Raw genomic sequence first — 18,604 nt, forward strand, 5'->3', positions numbered from 1 at the left:
TGCACCCGACCCGCCCGCCGCTCGGACATCGACCACATCGTCGCCTACGACCACGACGCCGACGCCGAGGGCCGACCACAGCCCGGCCCGACCACCACGTCGAATCTGGCCTGCTTGTGCCGGTCCCACCACCGGTTGAAGACCCACACCGCCTGGCACTACCGCACGGTCACGCCCGGGGTGTTCGAGTGGACCAGCCCCCACGGCCACCACTACCGCCGCGACCCCACCGGGACCACCCCGATCGCAGAGCCCCGGCCACCCGACCGACCCTGACCCCGCCCCGCACCCCGCCAGTCCCCACGACGGCGGGGCCACAGGCACGTCCGGAGCCCTCGGATCGATCCTCATCGCGGCAGATCCGGACGCATCGCTAACGGTGGTAGCGGAACTCGTACCGATCGCCGAGTTCGGAACGTAGCCGCCCTAGGAGCATCTCGGCTTCTGCATGGCGCTGGGCGTGGTCTTCGCGCCCATCCCAGCGCCTCCCCCAGTCCTCTAAGGTCAACGCCAGTCCCTGACTGAGCCCGAGCAGTCGAACTGCCCCGTCAGCGTCAGCGAGCAGCAGTCCGTCATGCCACAGTGGCATGTCGGCTCCGTAGTCACCCATCAGCCTGATCAACGATCCGTCCGGCGGTGGCTCCCACGCGTCGGCACTCTCGTGGTCCACCGCTTCATACGAGAAGTGACCCTCCGTGGGCGCGTGTTCGTCGTGCTTGGCCATGGAATTAAGTCTGCCTCGACGCATCCGCACATCGGCAGATGCGTGCGTTCGCACGGTCCCAGCCGAGCCCGGTGTCACGGTGCTGCCGACCGAGCGAGAGGCTGACGGCATGGACACCACAGTCGAGTCCTCCTCGGCCAGATTGCTGGGCTTCGACGGATGGGACACGTTCGCCACCCTCGCGGGCGGCAGGGGCGGCGCCCACCTGGCGTGGCGGGACGGGGTCGCACACGTGGTCAAGGCCTACCCGTCGGACGACGGTCTGCGCGGGGCGCGGGAGCGGGCCGCGCTGAGCGCGCTCGACGGCGCCGCAGGTACGCCCTCGCTGCTGGCCGAGGGTGACGATCCGCCGATGGTGGTGATGACCCACCTCGACGGGACCGGCAGCCTGGCCGACGCGCTCCTGGGGGCGGATGCGCCGGCTGCTCGCCGGGCGTTGACGCTGTGGGCGCAGGCCTTGGCCGGGCTGCATGCCGCGGGCACGTCCGACACGCGTACCGCGTTCGTCGAAGCGCTCGCCGCGCGAGCGCCCCAGCTCGAGCCCCGCACACTGGCCGGCGACTTCAGGGTGGCCGCGGACAGGTATGCCGACGTGCTCCACGAGCTCGGTCTGCCGCCGCACCCGGAAGCTTTGGACGACCTGCGCAGGCTGCCGTCGAGGTTGGCCGATCCCCGCCACGAGGTCCTGAGCCCGGCCGACACCTGTCCGGACAACAACGTGCTCACCACGGGGCGGGCGCACCTGCTCGACTTCGAGTACGCCGAGCTGCGCCACCGTGCGTGGGACGTCGCCTACCTGTACGCACCGTGGCCCAGCTGCTGGTGCGCCTGGATGCTGCCCCACGACGCTGCCGAGGCCGCTGTCTCGGCGTACCGCCAGGCAGCCGGCACGGCCGTCGACGACGCCACCTTCGGCGCCGATCTCTCCCTCGCCACCCTCGGGTGGCGGGCGATGACCCCCGCCTGGTTCATCGCTGGTGCCCTGGCCGGCGCCGACCCCACGGGGGACGCGCGACGGCCGAGCCGACGGGCGTTCGTGCTGCACCGCCTGGCGGCGGTTGCCGGCAACGACGACCATCCTGCTCTCGCCGCCATGGCCGCAGACCTGCACTCCGCCCTGCGTGAGAGGTGGGGGACCGTCCCCCTCGACCTGGCGCCGGCGTTCCGGAGGTGAGCCGGCCGACCCTCACCCCAGCTCGGGATCTGGCAGCACCGGCCCCGCGCCCGTGGCGGGCCGCCCGAGCCCGGCCACCGCGTCGAGCACGAGCACGATGCCGAGCACCGCGGCCGGCCCGAGCGGCTCCTCCAGCACGAGCGCGGCCACGACGGCCGCGGTCACTGGCTCGACCAGGCTGGCGGTCACCGCGGTGCTGGGCTCGGTGACGCGGAGCCCGGAGTAGAGCAGGACGTAGGCCAGCGCCATGGTGAGGACGCCGAGGTAGACCAGCCACGCGAGGGCGACGGGGTCGGCGGTGAGGTGCGGGCCGTCGACGAGGCCGGCGGCCGGCAGCAGCACCGCCGCACCGACGAGGGTCATCCCCGACGTCAGCACGACCGGGTGCGCCTCGCGGCTGACCGAGCCACCGGCCACGGTCGTGAGGGCGTACGTCGTCCCCGACGCGATCGCGAGCAGCACTCCCGCCGCCGGGGCGGGGCCGGTCGACGCCTCGCCCCCGGCCAGGCTGACCAGCAGCAGCCCGGCGAGCGCCGTTGCGAGGACTGCCAGTCGCGCCGGCGCGGGCGCGCGACGCCGGCGTACGGCCTCGGCGACCGTGAGCAGCACGGGTGCGAGGCCGAGGCTGACCACGGTCGCGACGGCGACCCCCACCTGCGTCACCGACACGAAGTAGAAGCCCTGGTAGGCGGCGGTGCCGACGCCGACGGCGAGCAGCTGACGCGGCCGGGACCGGGCGAGGGCGAGCAGGTCGCCGACCCGGCGGACGGCGACGAGGACGACGAGCAGCGCGAGGGCGGCGAGGGCCATCCGCCAGGCGCTGATGGTGACCGGGGACAGCGGGGCCTGCTCGCGGACGAGCTGGACGGCGAGGCCGCCGGTGCCCCAGAGGACGCTGGCGGCGGCGACCTCGGCGAGGCCGCGCAGGTGGGACGAGTGGCTGGACATGCAGGAACGCTCCGGGCGCGAGTCGGGACAGGGGCTCGGGTGCGGAGCGGTGGCCGCCCCGCCTCAGGCGGGCGGAGGCGGGAGCAGGCGCGGCGTCGGGCTCATGGCGGCGATCATGCCAAACGTGTCGCGCCCCGGCTGCACGTTTTTCGGTGGGTGGGCGCGCGTGGCCTAGCATCGGGTGTCCGTCGGAGGCGGACGAGCCGTGCCAGACACCGACGAGGGGAACCTTCGACCGCATGACTTCCGCAGCTGACGTCCGACCGGGCCGCGTGCTCGTCACCGGCGGTGCCGGCTTCATCGGCACCACGCTCGCCACCCAGCTGGCCGACCAAGCAGAGGCGTGGGTCGTGCTGGACAACCTGCACCCGCAGGTCCACCCCGACTCGAAGCCGCCGGCCGACCTCCCGGACTCGGTCGACCTCCGCGTCGGTGACGTCACCAGCGCCGACGACCTCGACGCGGTCGTCGCCGACCTGCGTCCCGACACCGTCGTGCACCTCGCGGCCGAGACCGGCACCGCCCAGTCGCTGTCGGAGAGCACCCGGCACGGCATGGTCAACGTCGTCGGCACCACCCAGCTCCTCGACGCCCTGACCCGTGCGGGCCACGTCCCGGCCCACTTCGTGCTGACCAGCTCGCGTGCGGTCTACGGCGAGGGCGTGTGGCGCAACCCCGACGGTTCGACGTTCCAGCCCGGCCTGCGCACGCACGCGCAGCTCGAGGCCGGGAAGTGGGACCACGGCGACGGCGCCGCCCACGTGCCCAACTCCGTGGCCGGCACCCACCCCAACCCGATCAACGTGTACGGCGCCACCAAGCTCGCGCAGGAGCAGATCCTCGCCGCCTGGACCGGCTCGCACGACACCCGCCTCTCGGTGCTGCGCCTGCAGAACGTCTACGGCCCGCGCCAGTCGCTGTCGAACCCCTACACCGGCATCGTCTCCCTCTTCTCGCGGCTGGCCCGCGAGGGCAAGTCGATCCCGCTCTACGAGGACGGCGACATCACCCGCGACTTCGTCTACATCGACGACGTCGTCAGCGCGCTCGTCGCCGCGATCGCCCACATGCCCGCCGACCACATGCGCACCGTCGACATCGGCAGCGGCGTGCGCACGACCATCGGCGACCTGGCCCGCGAGATCGCCCGCTACCACTCCGCCCCCGAGCCGCACGTCACCGGCCAGTACCGCGACGGCGACGTCCGCCACGCGTCGTGCACCGTCGAGGACACCGTGCGCCGCCTGGACTGGGAGCCCCGCTGGAGCCTGCGCGACGGCGTCGCCGGTCTCCAGGAATGGATCGCGACGCAGCTCGACTGATGGCCGCCTCGACCCCCCTGCCCGCGCCTGACGGCGTACCCGCCGCCGGCGTGCCGGCGACCGCGCCGGTCACCGCCACCGCGCACCGGTCCAACAACCTCGACGCGCTGCGGCTGATCGGCGCGCTCGCGGTGATCTTCGGCCACGCCTACCACATCGTCGGACGGCCCTTCGAGAACCCGGTCGTCGCCGGCTACCCCGTCCAGACGCTGGGCGTGGTGATCTTCTTCAGCATCTCCGGCTACCTCATCACCGCCAGCTGGAGCCGCACGAAGAACCCGGTCAGCTACTTCGCGGCGCGCAGCCTGCGCATCTTCCCGGCGCTCGTCCTGGTCGTGCTGGTCTGCATGTTCGTCATCGGTCCGCTGGTGACCGTGCTGCCGATGGGGCAGTACTTCGACGCTCCCAACCTCTGGTCCTACCTCGGAAACATCATCCTGCGTCCGCAGTACGAGCTGCCCGGCGTCTGGGGCGACCACCCCTACCCGAACGCGGTCAACGGCTCGCTGTGGACGCTGCCGGCGGAGTTCTTCTGCTACCTGCTCGTGCCGCTGGTGTTCCTCTTCCCGAAGGTCGCCCGCATCCCGGTGATCGCGCTGCTGCTCGCGGCGTCGGTCTGGTATTCCATGACCCCGCCGATGGACTCGGCCGTCATCTGGCACTCCCGCATCTCCGACAACGCCCTCATGTGGGTCTTCTTCGCCGCAGGCGCGATCCTGCGGCTGCTCGCCGAGCGCGGCATGAGGTTCCGCACCGACGTGGCGGTCGGGCTGCTCGCGGTCTACCTCGTCATCGCCGGCACGCTGCCGCAGCACACGACGAAGATCGCGTGGATCTTCCTCCCCTACATCGTGCTGACGGTGGGCCTCGCGTCGACGCCGTACGTCCGGCGCGCGTCGCGCTACGGCGACCTGTCCTACGGCCTGTACCTCTGGGCGTTCCCGGTGCAGCAGCTGGTGATCGACCTGTGGGGCGTCCAGAGGATGTCGGTCAACCTCCTCGTCGTCACCGCGATCACCGCGGTGCTGGCGCTCGCCTCCTGGCACCTCGTCGAGCACCCCTCGCTCAAGCTGAAAGACCGGATCGTGCGCCGCTTCGCCCGACCGCGCCCGCAGCCGGCGCCAGCCGCTGGGACGCCCGTCAAGGAGCCCGCCGCGCGGTCGTAGGGTCTCTGCCATGACCGAGAGCCCAACCGTCGCCGACCTCCTGGAGCAGATCCAGGAGCACGGCGCCTGGGCGGTCATCCGCCGCAAGGCCGCGCCGACCGTCGGTCTCGTCGGCGGCACCCCCCACGAGGTGGCCAGCCTGCTCGACATCCCCCTCGAGACCGGTACGCCGGAGCCCGGGCGCAGTGCCGATCGACTGGTCGCCGTGCCGTTCCGCCAGGTCCGCGAGCGGGGCTTCTCGGCGATCGACGACGGCACCCCGCTGACCGTCGTCGACATCGAGGCCGAGCACGAGGTGACGGTCGAGGACCTCCTCGCCGCGCTGCCCGACGTACCCGTCGAGTTCGCCGACCGCGGCGGCTTCACCACAGACGACGACGACTACGCCAAGGTGGTCGATGCGATCATCCGTGACGAGATCGGCCAGGGCGAGGGCGCCAACCTCGTCATCGGCCGTCACTACCGCGCGGTCGTCGCCGACTGGGACGCCACGAAGGCGCTGACCGTGCTGCGCCGGCTGCTCGAGCGCGAGCGCGGCGCCTACTGGACGTTCTGCTTCTTCACGGGCGAGCGGTTCCTCATCGGCGCCAGCCCCGAGCGGCACGTGTCGGTGCGCCAGGGCGACGTCCGGATGAACCCGATCTCGGGCACCTTCCGCGTCGCCGGCCACGGTGACGACCTCAAGGACCGGCTCCTGGAGTTCCTGGCCGACGAGAAGGAGGTCTTCGAGCTCTTCATGGTCGTCGACGAGGAGCTGAAGATGATGTGCGACATCTGCCACGAGGGTGGCCAGGTGCTCGGCCCGTTCCTCAAGCCGATGACGCACCTCATGCACACCGAGTACCTCCTCGCCGGCCGCTCGGACCGCGACCACCGCGAGATCCTCCGCGACACGATGTTCGCCGCGACGGTGACCGGCGCACCGGTCGAGAACGCCTGCCGGCTGATCGCCGACTACGAGCCGGAGGGCCGCGGCTACTACGGCGCCGCGCTCGCCCTCTTCGGCCGCGCCCCGGACGGCACGCCCACCATGGACAGCCCGATCCTGATCCGCACGGCCGACGTGTCGCCGTCCGGCGAGCTCAAGGTCACGGCCGGTGCCACGCTGGTCCGCGACTCCGACGCCGCCTACGAGGTGGCCGAGACCCGAGCCAAGGCCGGCGGCATCCTCAGCGCCTTCGGCCTCGCCCCGGCCGCGGGCACCGACGGCGCCGACATCGCCGACCTCGCGCGCGACGAGGACGTCGTCCTGGCCCTGGGCAGCCGCAACCAGCGGCTCTCGCGCTTCTGGCTCACCGACCAGGCCGGCGAGCCCGCCGACCCCGGCCTCGCCGGGAGGAGCGTGGTGATCCTCCACGGCGAGGACGACTTCGTGAACATGCTCGTCCACGTGCTCGGCGTCTTCGGGATGACCGCGCGGGTCGTGCGCCACGAGGACTACGTCACCGGCGCCTTCGACGGCGCCGACCTCGTCATCGTCGGCCCCGGACCGGGCGACCCGCGCGAGGGCGACCACCCCAAGATCGCGTCGTTCCGGCGGGCCGTGGACGACCTGCTCGCGTCCGGCCAGCCGTTCCTCGCGGTGTGCCTCGGCCACCAGACGCTGTGCCAGCGGCTCGGCCTCGAGCTCGGCTACAAGGACGTCGTCTTCCAGGGCACCCAGTCGCCGGTCCGGCTCGACGGCCGCACCGAGCGCGTCGGGTTCTACAACACCTTCGTCGGCCGGGTGCCGGCCGGCGGCACCGCACCCGAGGGCGTGGTGGTCGAGGCCGACGAGGCCACCGGCGACATCCACGCCATCACCGGCCCGCACTTCCGGGGCATCCAGTTCCACGCCGAGTCGATCCTCACCGAGAACGGCTACGACCTGCTCCACCGCGCCGTGCGCGACCTCCTCGCCTGACGCGACGGCGCTCCGCTGACGTCGTGGTTTCGAGGCTCGCTTCGCTCGCACCTCAACCACCGGTGACAGGTCGTTGGTTGAGGTGCGAGGAGCGCCAGCGCTGGTTGGTGGTTGAGGTGCGAGGAGCGCCAGCGCTGGTTGGTGGTCGAGGTGTGAGGAGCGCCAGCGACGAGCCTCGAAACCTCTGCTCCGCCGAACTCGTGGTTTCGAGGCTCGCTCCGCTCGCACCTCAACCACCAGGAGGTGACCTCGCACCTCAACCACCGGTGACAGGTCAAGGGCCGACGGTGGGCTAAAGTCGAGTTGAATGGTCGACATTGGTTCGGCGTGGCATGCAACCGATCGGCTGCCCGCGACGTCATCCTCTGGAGGCCGGCTCGGGACATGACGGGGGAGACGTGCGACATCTGAAGCGAGCGCTGGCAGGCGTGTGCCTGCTCGGGCTGGTGGCCTGCGGGGGCACCAGCCGTACGACGACGGGCGAGGACGTTCGCCCGCCCCGGGAGACGGGGCAGGCCGCCCCCGTGGCCGACCTGCAACCGGCGGCCAGCCGGGCCGCCCGGCCCAACATCGTCGTGGTGATGCTCGACGACTTCTCGATGGACCTCGTCCAGACGATGCGGTCGGTCCAGCGCATGCGCAAGACCGGCGCCAGCTACCCGCACTCGTTCGTCACCGACTCGCTGTGCTGCGTCTCGCGGTCGAGCTTCTTCACCGGGCAGTACCCGCACCAGACCGGCGTACGGACCAACACGTCCAACAACGGGACGTCGATGCTCGGCGGCTGGCCGGCCTACGACACGCACGGCAACCCGGAGCGGGCGTTCAACGTGCGCCTGCAGGAGGCCGGCTACACCACCGGCTTCGTCGGCAAGTTCCTCAACGAGTACGAGTGGGCGCCGGGTCGCGCGCTGCCGCCCGTGGTGCCGGGCTGGTCCACCTTCAACACCGTCTTCGGGTCGGCCTACGACGGCTGGGACTTCGCCAGCACGTCGGTGGCGGACGGCCGGCTCCAGCTCCAGCAGCACCCGGCGCCGCCGGCGTCGGCGAGCAACGCCGAGAAGGACCGCGCCTACGCCGGCACCGTGATCGGCGACCTGGCGATGGACTTCCTGGCCAGGGGCGAAGCGGGCGACGCGCCGTACTTCCTCGAGGTCGCGCTCTACGCGCCGCACAACCGCACCAACCCGCAGGGGCACTACGCCGGTGACCCGCTGTTCCCGCCGATGTTCCGCGACCGCAGCGGCCCGCGCAGCTGCGGCCGGGTCGCCTGCGACAAGCTCACCGTCGACGACCTGCTGGGCTACGGCGACGCCCGCGGCGACAACGTTCCGCGCTCCCGCAAGGGCGCGAAGCTGCGGGCGTGGAACACCACGGCCACGCTGCCCGCCGCGGTCGCGGTGCGCGACCTCCGTGACCGGGCGCGGATGGCCCGGTCGGCCGACCGGCTCGTGCAGCGGATCCTGCGCTCCGTTGGCCCCGACACCTACGTCGTGCTCACCTCCGACAACGGCTTCCACCTCGGACAGAACGGCATGGGCCGCGGCAAGGGCACGCCCTACGACACCGACGTGCGGGTGCCGCTGCTCGTCACCGGCCCGGGCGTCGTTCCCGGGAAGCGTCGCGAGGTGACCAGCAACATCGACCTCGCGCCGACCTTCGAGGAGCTCGCCGGGCTCCCGCCGGCGCCCTACCGCAGCGGCGCCTCGCTCGTGGCGACCTTCGCCCAGCCCCGGCTGGTGCGCCGGTCGTACGCCTTCCTCGAGCACACCCAGCAGACGCTGACCGGCGGCGACCCCGACGCCGCCTTCACCGGCTCGGAGCTCGACCGGATCCCGTCCTTCACGGCGGTGCGCAGCCGCACCGCGCTGCTGGCCCGCTTCGACCTCGACCCGCGGCCCGGCAGGGAGAAGTGGGGCTACGAGTACTACAGCTACCGCAAGAACCGGTTCGAGAAGCGCAACGAGGTCACCAGCCCGAAGCGGCGCGAGGAGGTCGCCGCGCTGATGGCCCGGCTCGACGCGTTCGACGGGTGTCGCGAGAAGGCGGACCAGCCGGTCTCGGAGGCCTGCCGGCTGCTGACCCAGTGAGGGGCGCGGTGAGTACCCTCGGCGCGTGACGCCGGACGTGATCGTGGTGGACCACCACGACTCCTACACCTGGAACCTGGTGCACCTCGTCGCCGCGGTCACCGGTGTCCTGCCGCGGGTCGTCCAGCACGACGAGGTCGCGGCCGACGACGTGCTGCGGCACTCGCACGTGGTCCTCTCGCCCGGCCCGGGCCACCCCGCGTCGCCTGCCGACTTCTCGGTCGGCACCGCGGTGCTGCTCGACGGGTCGCGGCCGGTGCTCGGCGTGTGCCTGGGCATGCAGGGCCTGGTGACGGCCTACGGCGGCACGGTCGAGCGCGACGTCCCCGCCCACGGCGACGTCGCGGCGATCCGGCACGACGGGGCCGGCGTCTTCGACGGGCTGGTGCAGGGGTTCGCAGCGGTGCGCTACCACTCGCTCGCCGCGACCGACCTGCCCGCCTCGCTGGTCGCGACCGCCTGGAGCGACGACGGCGTGGTGATGGGCGTACGCCACCGCGACCTGCCGCTGGAGGGCGTGCAGTTCCATCCCGAGTCGATCCTCTCCGAGCACGGCGAGGCGATGGTCAGGAACTTCCTGCGATGACCGACCCCGTCTCGTACTTCGCCTCCGTCGCGGCCGAGCGCCGGCGGTGCTTCTGGCTCGACGGCGGCGGTGCCCGGGAGTGGTCGGGCCGGCGCTCGCTCATCGGCTGGCTCGACGACGACGACGTCTCCCTGACGTGGTCGTCCGCCCGACGCGAGGTGCGCGCCCACTCCGGCGGCTCGTCGAGGGTCGTCGGCGACGACGTCTTCGCCGTCCTCGAGGAGTGGCTCCGGCCGGGGGAGCAGTGGTTCGGCTACCTCGGGTACGCCAGCCGCACCGACCTCCCGGCCGCCGCCGACCCCCTCCTCCCCGACGCGGTCTGGATGCGGCCGTCGTCGGTGCGGGTCTTCGAGCACGCCCCTCATCCGGGGGTTTCGAGGCTCGTCGCTGGCGCTCCTCGCACCTCAACCACCGAGGGGCCGCCTCCTCGCACCTCGACCACCGAGGCCTTGCCGGTTGAGGTGCGAGCGGAGCGAGCCTCGAAACCGCGACCCGACGAGTACGACGTCGCGTTCGCCGCCGTCCAGGAGCACCTGCACGCCGGCAACTCCTACGAGGTCAACCTGACCCACCGCCTGACCCGCGAGGCCGACCTCGACCCGGTGACGGCGTACCTCCGGCTGCGCGAGCTCAACCCCGCGCCGTACAGCGGCTTCCTCCAGCACGACGTCGACGACGCGCGCGCCTGGCTGCTGTCGAGCTCGCCGGAGAGGTACGCCCTCGTCACGCCCGACCGGCACCTGGAGACCAAGCCGATCAAGGGCACCACGCCGCGCGGTACGACGCCGGAGGAGGACGAGGCCCACCGGGCCCGCCTGGCCACCGACCCCAAGACCCGCGCGGAGAACCTGATGATCGTCGACCTGCTGCGCAACGACCTGTCGCTGGTGTGCGAGGTCGGGTCGGTGGAGGTGCCGGCGCTGATGGAGGTCGAGTCCTACGAGTCGGTGCACCAGCTGGTGTCGACCGTCCGCGGGCGGCTGCGTGACGACGTCACGACGGTCGGCGCGCTGCGCGCGCTCTTCCCCGCGGGCTCGATGACCGGCGCGCCGAAGCTGCGCACCATGCAGGTGATCGAGGAGGTCGAGGCGACCCCGCGCGGGGTGTACGCCGGTGCGTTCGGCTGGATCAGCGGTGACGGGCCGGCGGACCTCGGCGTCGTCATCCGCTCGCTGACGACCGACGGCAGCGGGCGCTGGAGCCTCGGCACGGGAGGCGGCATCACCGTGCGGTCCGACGTGGCCGAGGAGTGGGCCGAGTCGGAGTGGAAGGCCGAGCGCCTGCTGCGCGTCTTCGACTCGCTGTAACGCCGGGTTAGTCGCTCTACCCTCCCTGATGCATGGGGGTGGGTAGTTGCACTAACCCGGCGTTACAGCGTCGGCCGCCACGCCAGGCAGCGACAGCGAGAACCGCGCACCGCCGGAGGGCGACTCGGACACCTCGATCTGCCCGCCGTGCCGGTCGACGACCTGGCGCACGATCGCGAGCCCGAGGCCCGAGCCGGGCATCGCCCGCGACTCGTCGGACCGGAAGAACCGCTCGAAGACGTGCGGGCGGTCGGACTCGGCGACGCCGGGCCCCTCGTCGTCGACGGTGAGCACGCCGTCGGCCAGCCGCACCCACACCGTGCCGTCGGGCGGGCTCCACTTGCCGGCGTTGTCCAGCAGGTTGGTCACCGCGCGCTCGAGGCTGCTGGCGTCGCCGACGACCGGCCAGTGGTCGAGCTCGAGGTCGAAGGAGATGCCCTGCGCCCGGCGACGCACCCGCGTCACCGCCCGCTCGACCACCTCGGCGAGGTCGACCCGGGTGACCACGCGCGTCATCGGCTCGTCGCGAGCCAGCTCGACGAGGTCGCCGACGAGCGCGCTGAGCTCCTCGATCTGCCCGCGCACGTCGTCGAGCAGCTCGAGCCGGGCCTCGGGCGGCAGAGCGCTGTTGCCTTCCGCCTGGCGGAGCAGGTCGAGGTTGGTGCGCAGCGAGGTCAGCGGCGTACGCAGCTCGTGGCTGGCGTCGGCGACGAGGCGGCGCTGCCGGTCGCGGGAGGCGCCGAGGGCGAGCAGCATCTGGTTGAAGGCGGTCGCCAGCCGGGCGACCTCGTCGTCACCCTCGACCCGCAGCGGCGTGAGGTCCTCCGTCATGGCGATGCGCTCGACGGCGGAGGTGAGCCGGCGCACGGGCCGCAGGCCGTTGCGGGCCACGATCCAGCCGGCCATCAGGGCGGCCAGCACGCCGAGCGCCCCGAAGACGAACAGGACGCCGCTGAGCTTCTCGAGGGTGCGGTCGTTGGCGGCGAGCGGCTGGGCCAGCACGAGCGCCTGGCCGCTGCCGGCGCGCACGGTCGCGACGCGGAACCGCTCGCCCTCCTCGGTCACCAGCGTCCGCACCACCGACTCGCGCTCACCGGTGACGACGTCGTACTCCGGCTGCCCGAGCGAGAAGTGCGGGATGTCGGTGCCGGCCGGCGGCCCGTCGAGGGTCACGTAGATGACCCGCACGTCGGCGGCGCCGAGCACCCACGGCGGCCAGCCCTTGACAGTGAGCTCGGACAGCGCGGAGACGGCGGTCGCCTTGTGGGCCCGATTGAGCAGCGACTGGTCGAGCGAGCTCATCAGCTGCTGGCGCATGACCAGGAAGGCGGTGAACGCCATGATCGCGATCGAGATGCCGAGCGCCAGCGTGGTGAGCACCGCGACCCGCGACGCCAGCGACCGCCGGTAGTGCCAGCGGCCGTCCGGCCACGTGGACGCGGACCTCGTGGCGGTGCTCATGATTCCTTCAGGACGTAGCCCACGCCGCGGACGGTCTGGATCAGCCGCGGCTCGCCCTCGGCCTCGGTCTTGCGGCGGAGGTAGCCGACGTAGACCTCGAGGGAGTTCGCGCTCGTCGGGAAGTCGTAGCCCCAGACCTCCTCCAGGATGAACGAGCGCTCGAGGACCCGGCGCGGCCTGCGCAGGAACATCTCGAGCAGCGTGAACTCGGTGCGGGTGAGCTCGATCGGCCGGCCGCCGCGGGAGACGTCGCGGCTGGAGACGTCCATGGTGAGGTCGGCGAAGGTGAGCACCTCGCCCTCGGCGTCGGGGTCGGCCACGACCCGGCGCAGCAGCGCGCGCAGCCGGGCCAGCAGCTCCTCGAGCGCGAAGGGCTTGGTGAGGTAGTCGTCCGCCCCGGCGTCGAGGCCCTCGACCCGGTCACCCACCGCGTCGCGCGCAGTCAGCACCAGCACGGGTACGTCGTTGCCGGCCGCGCGCAGCGCCCGCGTGGTCTCGATCCCGTCGAGGCGCGGCATCATCACGTCGATCACGACCACGTCGGGGTGCTGGACGCCGAGCGTCACGAGCGCCTCCGCGCCGTCGGCGGCGAGGACGACCTCGTAGCCGTTGAACTCCAGCGACCGGCGCAGCGAGTCGCGCACGGCCCGGTCGTCGTCGACGACGAGCACACGGGGACGGGACTCACTCACGTCGCAAGGATGCCAGCCGCGCCTGAGCGCAGGCTGAACGTGGCGCGAGCGGAAGTGACCCGTATTGGGCATGAGCCCCCCGCCGAGCGGTCCTAGCGTCGGAGCCCCGACCCCGACAGAGGGAGAAGACCGTGCTGAACTCGACACGAGCGGGCAGGGGCGCCGTCCTCTCCTCCCTCACGCTCTCCATCCCCCTCGCGCTGCTCCTGTCCCTGTCCGGCCTCGGGGTCGTCGACGCCGGGAGCGGCGGTGCCGCGGCCGCGGCCCAGGCGCCGACCGGCCGCATCACGGTGAAGGTCTCCGCACCGAAGGGCGTCCCGGCCACGGTCACCCTCGCGGGGCCGCAGCGCGCGGTGGTCGGCAAGGACGCGTCCGGCAGCAAGGCCTCCGACACCCTCGCCCTCAAGCCCGGCCGCTACCGCGTGCAGGCCCCCACGTTCTCCTACCGCGGTCGCCTGTACGCCGCCTCGACCTCTCAGGCGACCGAGGTGCTGCGGGCCAAGGAGAAGGCCAGGATCCAGGTGCGCTACCGACGCGTGCGCGCGGCCGACCGGCTGATGGTCGAGGAGATGAGCAGCTCATCGGTCACCCTCGCGTGGAAGCAGCAGAAGTCGATGACGGTCGCGCTTCGTCGTACGACCGGGGACCGCGCGGCCCGCACGGTCCGGCAGGGCGCGCCGGTGAAGGCCGCGAAGGCGGGCGCGAAGGCCGTCGACGCCAAGGCCCGCCCCGGCGCCACCTACACCTACGCACTCTTCACCAAGGTCGGCGGCCGGTGGGCCCCACCCGTCACGCTGACCGTCGGGATGCCCACCGGAGCCGCCGGCGAGGCCGCCTACTCCGCGTCGCCGTCCACTGTCATCGTCGAGCCGGGCGACCCCGACCGGGTGACGCTGGTGCCGGGAGGCGTCCAGGTCACCCTCTCCGCCAAGCGGGCCACGCCGCTGCTGGGCGCCGGGTTCATCCTCCCGGCCTCGACCGTCCTCCCGGGTGGCTACCTCGGCGTGGTGGAGTCCATCTCGTCCGACGGCCGCACGGTCACGCTGACCGGTGGCGGCCTGGCCGACGCGTTCGACTACTTCGACGTGGCCGCCACCCTGGGCGACCTCCCCGAGGTCGAGCTCACCCCCATGCCGGTCGGCGTCGGGGCCCGCAAGGCGCTCGACGCGTACGTCGCCTCGAAGAGCGAGCGCGAGCGCCGCGGGCTGCCCGCGGGGTTGAAGAACTGCCTCGGTGGCTCGATCGGCGGCACGGTGGCGGTCAAGCCGACCCTGAAGCCGGGCGGGCACTTCAAGGGCGGGCTGAAGAAGAAGTGGGGGATCCCGACCGGCGCGTGGTTCGACACCGAGGCCAAGGTCACCGCCGGGCTCTCGATGGACGTCAGCGTCAACGGCAGCCTGTCGTGCGGCATCCCGACCTACCCCGCGCTCATCCCGCTGACCACCGCCCCGGTGCCGATCTCGCTCTACCTCGCGCCCGTGATCGAGGTCAACGCCCAGGGCTCCGGCACCTTCAAGAACATCGGCGCCAAGGTGACCGGGGGCTTCTGGGTCAAGGGCACGCTGGGCCTGAAGAGCTCGGTGGACGCCGGGCTGATCAAGCAGTTCAGCCCCAACCCGCTCACCACGGTCGGCACCCTGGGCATCGGCGCGCAGATGGGCGGCGAGTTCATCATCGGGCCGGGCACGGGCACGCCCGACCACGGGGCCATCGCCGGCATCAACGGCACCGTCACGCCCCTGAAGCTCAGCCTCGGCGGCTACTTCGCCCAGACCGACTACCGCTTCGACAAGTGCCTCAAGGCGCAGGCCTCGCTGCAGATGAGCCTGGCCGTGACCGCGAAGGCCTGGCTCGGCTCGTGGAGCGCGTCCGCGTCGTACAGCCCGGAGCAGCTCCAGGGCGAGTTCCCCTACGCGACGTGGTACTGGCCCACCAACTGCGAGAACCTGCCGCCCGACCCCGACGAGCCGGAGGACACGGTCGTCGGTCCGGGCGTCACCCTCGTCGACGCGGAGCTGATCGGGGACCCCAGCCAGTCGGACTATCTCGAGGGGTTCGTCACCGGGCAGAAGAGCTGGGTCGCCAGCACGGGCGTCGCGGCGCAGGCCGTGGGCACCCCGGACCAGTTCGCCAGCACCGACCTGGGCGGCGCGGGCAGTGCGTACCTCACGTCCCTGGCCGGCGCCGACACCTACGACGCCGTCGGCTACCACCTGACCGTCGTGCCGCAGGGGGACACGCTCCACGTCCGGTACCTCTTCGCGTCCGAGGAGTATCCCGAGTACGTCGACGCGGGCTTCAACGACGTGATGGCAGTGCTCGTCGGAGGGCAGAACTGCGCCTACGTGCCGGGCACCTCGACCCCGGTCTCGGTCGACTCGGTCAACAGCGGGTCGTACGCGCAGTACTTCATCGACAACGAGGGAGGGGCCGGCTACGCCAACACCTTCGACGGCCTGACCGTGCCGCTGCAGTGCGACGTCGCGGTGACGCCGGGCCAGCCGGTGCAGGTGTCGATCAGCGTGGCCGACGTGGGTGACGGCATCTACGACTCGGCCGTGAGCCTGCTCGACAAGGGAGTGTGGTCCGACTGACGGGGCTCTCCGACCACGACCGGCCGCGTCCGCGCGACGTGCCCGGCTTCGCGGAGGCCGTCGCCGCCGGCATCGCGCCCGCCCGGCCGGCGACGGCACCCCAGCCCAGCGTGCGTCCGAGCGCGGCCGCGCGCCAGCGGCTGTTCGTCGTCGCCCTGGTGGGCGGGCTCACCGCCACCGTCGTGCTGGGTCTGGGCCTGCTGGGCGACGACCCGGGTCCCGGCGCCGTCGCCCTCGTGGGTGTCGCGGCGACCGTCGTCCTCGTGGTCCTGGCTGCGCTGTGGCGCTGGGTCGGGGCCGCGGCCCTCGCCGAGCTGCACCGCGGCTACACCACGACGACGCTGGTCTTCGGCGGGTACGGCCTCTCGGTCCCGCGTCGCTACCGCTCCTTCGGCGACCGGCCGCCCTGGGACTACTCCGGCGTCTGGCGGCTCGGGCCCGTCGCCTCGGCCGACCCTCCCGACCCTGCGCAGGACCCACCGGGCTTCTACCCCTCGCCGACCCGGGACGGTGAGCTCGAGCTCTGGAGCGGGCGGGTGTGGCTGGGCGTCTTCCGTCGCAGCGGGCTGCGCGGCGCCGGTCAGGCGTAGGGCGCGGCCAGGCGCAGGTCGGCCACGAGGTCGGAGAAGGCGGCGTCGAAGCCGTCCTTGCCGCGCAGCCGCAGCACCGCCGAGGGGTGCGTGGTCACCACGACCGGCGGGTCGGTGTCGTCCAGCACGGCCCCGCGCACCCGGCCGATGGTCACGGCCCGGCCGAGCACGGCGCGCGCCGCCGTCGCGCCCATCGCGACGACCACCCGGGGCGCGACCGCCTCCAGCTCGGCCTCCAGCCACGGGTGGCACGCCTTGACGTGCCGCAGCTCGGGGGTGGCGTGGATGCGCCGCTTGCCGCGCGGCTCGAAGCGGAAGTGCTTGACCGCGTTCGTGAGGTACGCCGCCTCCCGGGCGATGCCGGCCTCGGCGAGGGCGTCGTCGAGCAGGCGGCCGGCGGGGCCGACGAACGGCTCCCCCTGCCTGTCCTCCTGGTCGCCGGGCTGCTCGCCGACGAGCACGACCGCCGCCGACGGGCTGCCGGCGGAGAACACGACCTGCGTCGCGGGCTCCCACAGCTCGCACCCGCGACAGTCCTCGGCGGCGGCCGCGAGGGCCCCGACGTCGCGCGACGGCGGCACCCAGGGGCTGGCGTCGGGTGCGTCGGTCATGCCTCCACCCTGCCCCCGCCGCGCCGCCGCGCGGTCCAGCCGGAGGGGTGGGCTGGGCGAACCCGGTGGCGCCGCTCAGGCGTAGCGCGCCGCGACGGTGCCCGCCCGGGCGCCGTACCCGCCGCCGAACATGCAGGCGTGCACGAGCAGCGGGAACAGCTGGTGGATGCCCAGCCTCTCCTCCCAGCCCTCGGTGAGGGGCATGGCCTCGTCGTAGGCCGCCATCACCCGCGGGAGGTGGGTCAGCCCGAACAGGTGGAGCATCGCGAGGTCGACCTCCCGGTGGCCGCCGTAGGCCGCCGGGTCGATCACGTGGATGGCGAGGTCCTGGCCCCAGAGGCAGTTGCCGTTCCAGAGGTCGCCGTGCAGCCGGGCGGGCTGCTCCTCCGGCAGCAGCTCGGTGAGCCGGCGCACGACCGCCTCGACCGCCGCGGCGTCCTCCTCGGTGATCGCGCCGCGGTCGCGGGCGAGCTTGAGGTACGGCAGGACGCGGCGCACGGCGTAGAACTCCGGCCACGAGTCGGCCGTCCTGTTGGGCAGCGGGAGGCGGCCGATGAAGCCGTCGTGGTCCAGTCCCCACCCGTCGGCTCCGGCCGCGTGGGTGGTGGCGAGCTGCTGGCCGAAGGCGGCGGCGGCCTCGACGGGCGTCTTCGGGCTCTGCTCGACCCACGCCAGGATCAGGCAGTCGCTGGCGGCGCCGAGCACCTCGGGCAGCGGCACGCCCCCCTCGACCTCGGCCAGCCACCGCAGGCCGGCGGCCTCCGCCTCGAAGAAGCCCTCCGGGGCGTGCGGCAGCGTCTTCATCAGCGCGGTCTGGCCGGTGGAGAGCCGCAGGCGCGTCGCCGTCGCGATGTCGCCGCCGGCGACGGGGGAGGTCGCGACCACCGACGAGCCGAGGAGCTCCTCGGCTCGTCTGGCGACCAGCGGCTGGCGAGCCATCAGGCGCGGGGCCCCAGCGCGCCGTCCAGTGCGGTCACGATCGCATCGCTCGTGCGCTCGACCATCGCCAGCACCTCCTCGAACCCGTCGGGCCCACCGTAGTACGGGTCCGGTACCTCACCACCCGGATCGACCGGATCGAGATCGCGGAAGAGGCCCACGCGCTCCCGTCGCCCGCCGACGTCGGCCAGGTTCGACTCGTCCATCACGAGGACCAGGTCGTACGCCTCGGGCCAGGTGGCGTCGTACTGCTGGGCGCGGTGCCGGGTCGGGTCGTAGCCGGCGCCGCTGAGCGTCGCGGCGGCGCGGTCGTCCATCGGGTTGCCGACGTGCCAGCCGCCGGTGCCGGAGGAGCGGACCTCCACGCGGTCGTCGAGCCCGGCGTCGGCGAGGCGGCTCTCCAGGACCACGTGGGCCATCGGGGAACGGCAGATGTTGCCCAGGCACACCAGCGCGATGCGGTAGTGCCCGGGCGTGCGCGGTGCCGGGAGCCGCAC

General features: G+C 72.8%; 16 protein-coding genes and 1 pseudogene. 10 read left to right on the plus strand and 7 right to left on the minus strand.

From position 1 onward, the window contains the following. Positions 1-276 (plus strand): annotated as a pseudogene (locus tag Q9S36_RS41830) (HNH endonuclease signature motif containing protein); the annotation flags it as partial. 97 nt (positions 277-373) lie between these two features. Here the strand turns inward: Q9S36_RS41830 and Q9S36_RS41835 are convergent. After that, complete coding sequence (locus Q9S36_RS41835; RefSeq protein ID WP_311290674.1) at positions 374-724, minus strand: hypothetical protein; 351 nt, start codon at positions 722-724, stop codon at positions 374-376. A 109-nt stretch (positions 725-833) separates the two neighbouring features. Here Q9S36_RS41835 and Q9S36_RS41840 point away from each other — a divergent pair, with 109 nt between their 5' ends. Then, positions 834-1,898: a phosphotransferase gene (locus Q9S36_RS41840; RefSeq protein ID WP_311290675.1), complete on the plus strand. Its 1,065-nt coding sequence runs from the start codon at positions 834-836 to the stop codon at positions 1,896-1,898. Between the two features lie 12 nt (positions 1,899-1,910). Here Q9S36_RS41840 and Q9S36_RS41845 read toward each other — a convergent pair whose 3' ends face one another. Further along, a complete protein-coding gene (locus Q9S36_RS41845) occupies positions 1,911-2,846 on the minus strand; it encodes a DMT family transporter (RefSeq protein ID WP_311290676.1) in 936 nt (311 codons plus the stop codon). 239 nt (positions 2,847-3,085) lie between these two features. Here Q9S36_RS41845 and Q9S36_RS41850 point away from each other — a divergent pair, with 239 nt between their 5' ends. The 6 genes from Q9S36_RS41850 (at position 3,086) to Q9S36_RS41875 (ending at position 11,220) form a co-directional block, all read left to right on the plus strand. Continuing rightward, the gene (locus Q9S36_RS41850; RefSeq protein ID WP_311290677.1) at positions 3,086-4,168 is read left to right on the plus strand and encodes an NAD(P)-dependent oxidoreductase; all 1,083 of its coding nucleotides are present in this window, start codon (positions 3,086-3,088) and stop codon (positions 4,166-4,168) included. Then, the gene (locus Q9S36_RS41855) at positions 4,168-5,334 is read left to right on the plus strand and encodes an acyltransferase (RefSeq protein WP_311290678.1); all 1,167 of its coding nucleotides are present in this window, start codon (positions 4,168-4,170) and stop codon (positions 5,332-5,334) included. The genes Q9S36_RS41850 and Q9S36_RS41855 overlap by 1 nt, the downstream gene beginning before the upstream one ends. Before the next feature lie 10 nt (positions 5,335-5,344). Continuing rightward, positions 5,345-7,237 (plus strand): chorismate-binding protein, encoded by a 1,893-nt coding sequence (locus Q9S36_RS41860; protein WP_311290679.1) that lies wholly within the window; start codon positions 5,345-5,347, stop codon positions 7,235-7,237. 398 nt (positions 7,238-7,635) lie between these two features. Beyond that, positions 7,636-9,327, plus strand: a complete 1,692-nt coding sequence (locus tag Q9S36_RS41865) for a sulfatase-like hydrolase/transferase (protein WP_311290680.1) — start codon at positions 7,636-7,638, stop codon at positions 9,325-9,327. A gap of 25 nt (positions 9,328-9,352) precedes the next feature. Continuing rightward, positions 9,353-9,913: an aminodeoxychorismate/anthranilate synthase component II gene (locus tag Q9S36_RS41870; RefSeq protein ID WP_311290681.1), complete on the plus strand. Its 561-nt coding sequence runs from the start codon at positions 9,353-9,355 to the stop codon at positions 9,911-9,913. Next, positions 9,910-11,220 carry an anthranilate synthase component I family protein gene (locus tag Q9S36_RS41875; RefSeq protein ID WP_311290682.1) on the plus strand — a complete coding sequence of 437 codons (1,311 nt, stop codon included), beginning with the start codon at positions 9,910-9,912 and terminating at the stop codon, positions 11,218-11,220. The genes Q9S36_RS41870 and Q9S36_RS41875 overlap by 4 nt, the downstream gene beginning before the upstream one ends. A 51-nt stretch (positions 11,221-11,271) precedes the next feature. On the opposite strand, the gene Q9S36_RS41880 is transcribed toward Q9S36_RS41875, so the two are convergent. Together Q9S36_RS41880 and Q9S36_RS41885 are read right to left on the minus strand one after the other, a co-directional pair. After that, on the minus strand, positions 11,272-12,681 hold the full coding sequence (locus Q9S36_RS41880) for a HAMP domain-containing sensor histidine kinase (RefSeq protein ID WP_311290683.1): 1,410 nt from the start codon (positions 12,679-12,681) through the stop codon (positions 11,272-11,274). Beyond that, positions 12,678-13,373 (minus strand): response regulator transcription factor, encoded by a 696-nt coding sequence (locus Q9S36_RS41885; RefSeq protein WP_311290684.1) that lies wholly within the window; start codon positions 13,371-13,373, stop codon positions 12,678-12,680. The genes Q9S36_RS41880 and Q9S36_RS41885 overlap by 4 nt, the downstream gene beginning before the upstream one ends. Positions 13,374-13,504: 131 nt before the next feature. On the opposite strand from Q9S36_RS41885, the gene Q9S36_RS41890 reads away from it, so the two are divergent. Continuing rightward, positions 13,505-15,967 carry a choice-of-anchor L domain-containing protein gene (locus Q9S36_RS41890; RefSeq protein WP_311290685.1) on the plus strand — a complete coding sequence of 821 codons (2,463 nt, stop codon included), beginning with the start codon at positions 13,505-13,507 and terminating at the stop codon, positions 15,965-15,967. Beyond that, positions 15,955-16,557 carry a hypothetical protein gene (locus tag Q9S36_RS41895; RefSeq protein ID WP_311290686.1) on the plus strand — a complete coding sequence of 201 codons (603 nt, stop codon included), beginning with the start codon at positions 15,955-15,957 and terminating at the stop codon, positions 16,555-16,557. Before Q9S36_RS41890 ends, Q9S36_RS41895 begins: the two co-directional genes overlap by 13 nt. Here the strand turns inward: Q9S36_RS41895 and Q9S36_RS41900 are convergent. The 3 genes from Q9S36_RS41900 to Q9S36_RS41910 form a co-directional block, all read right to left on the minus strand. Next, the gene (locus Q9S36_RS41900) at positions 16,548-17,168 is read right to left on the minus strand and encodes a UdgX family uracil-DNA binding protein (protein ID WP_311290687.1); all 621 of its coding nucleotides are present in this window, start codon (positions 17,166-17,168) and stop codon (positions 16,548-16,550) included. The genes Q9S36_RS41895 and Q9S36_RS41900 overlap by 10 nt on opposite strands. Before the next feature lie 75 nt (positions 17,169-17,243). Continuing rightward, positions 17,244-18,107 (minus strand): fructosamine kinase family protein, encoded by an 864-nt coding sequence (locus Q9S36_RS41905; RefSeq protein ID WP_311290688.1) that lies wholly within the window; start codon positions 18,105-18,107, stop codon positions 17,244-17,246. Beyond that, positions 18,107-18,604 carry a low molecular weight protein-tyrosine-phosphatase gene (locus tag Q9S36_RS41910; protein ID WP_311290689.1) on the minus strand — a complete coding sequence of 166 codons (498 nt, stop codon included), beginning with the start codon at positions 18,602-18,604 and terminating at the stop codon, positions 18,107-18,109. The genes Q9S36_RS41905 and Q9S36_RS41910 overlap by 1 nt, the downstream gene beginning before the upstream one ends.

This window comes from Microbacterium sp. ARD31, assembly GCF_031844425.1.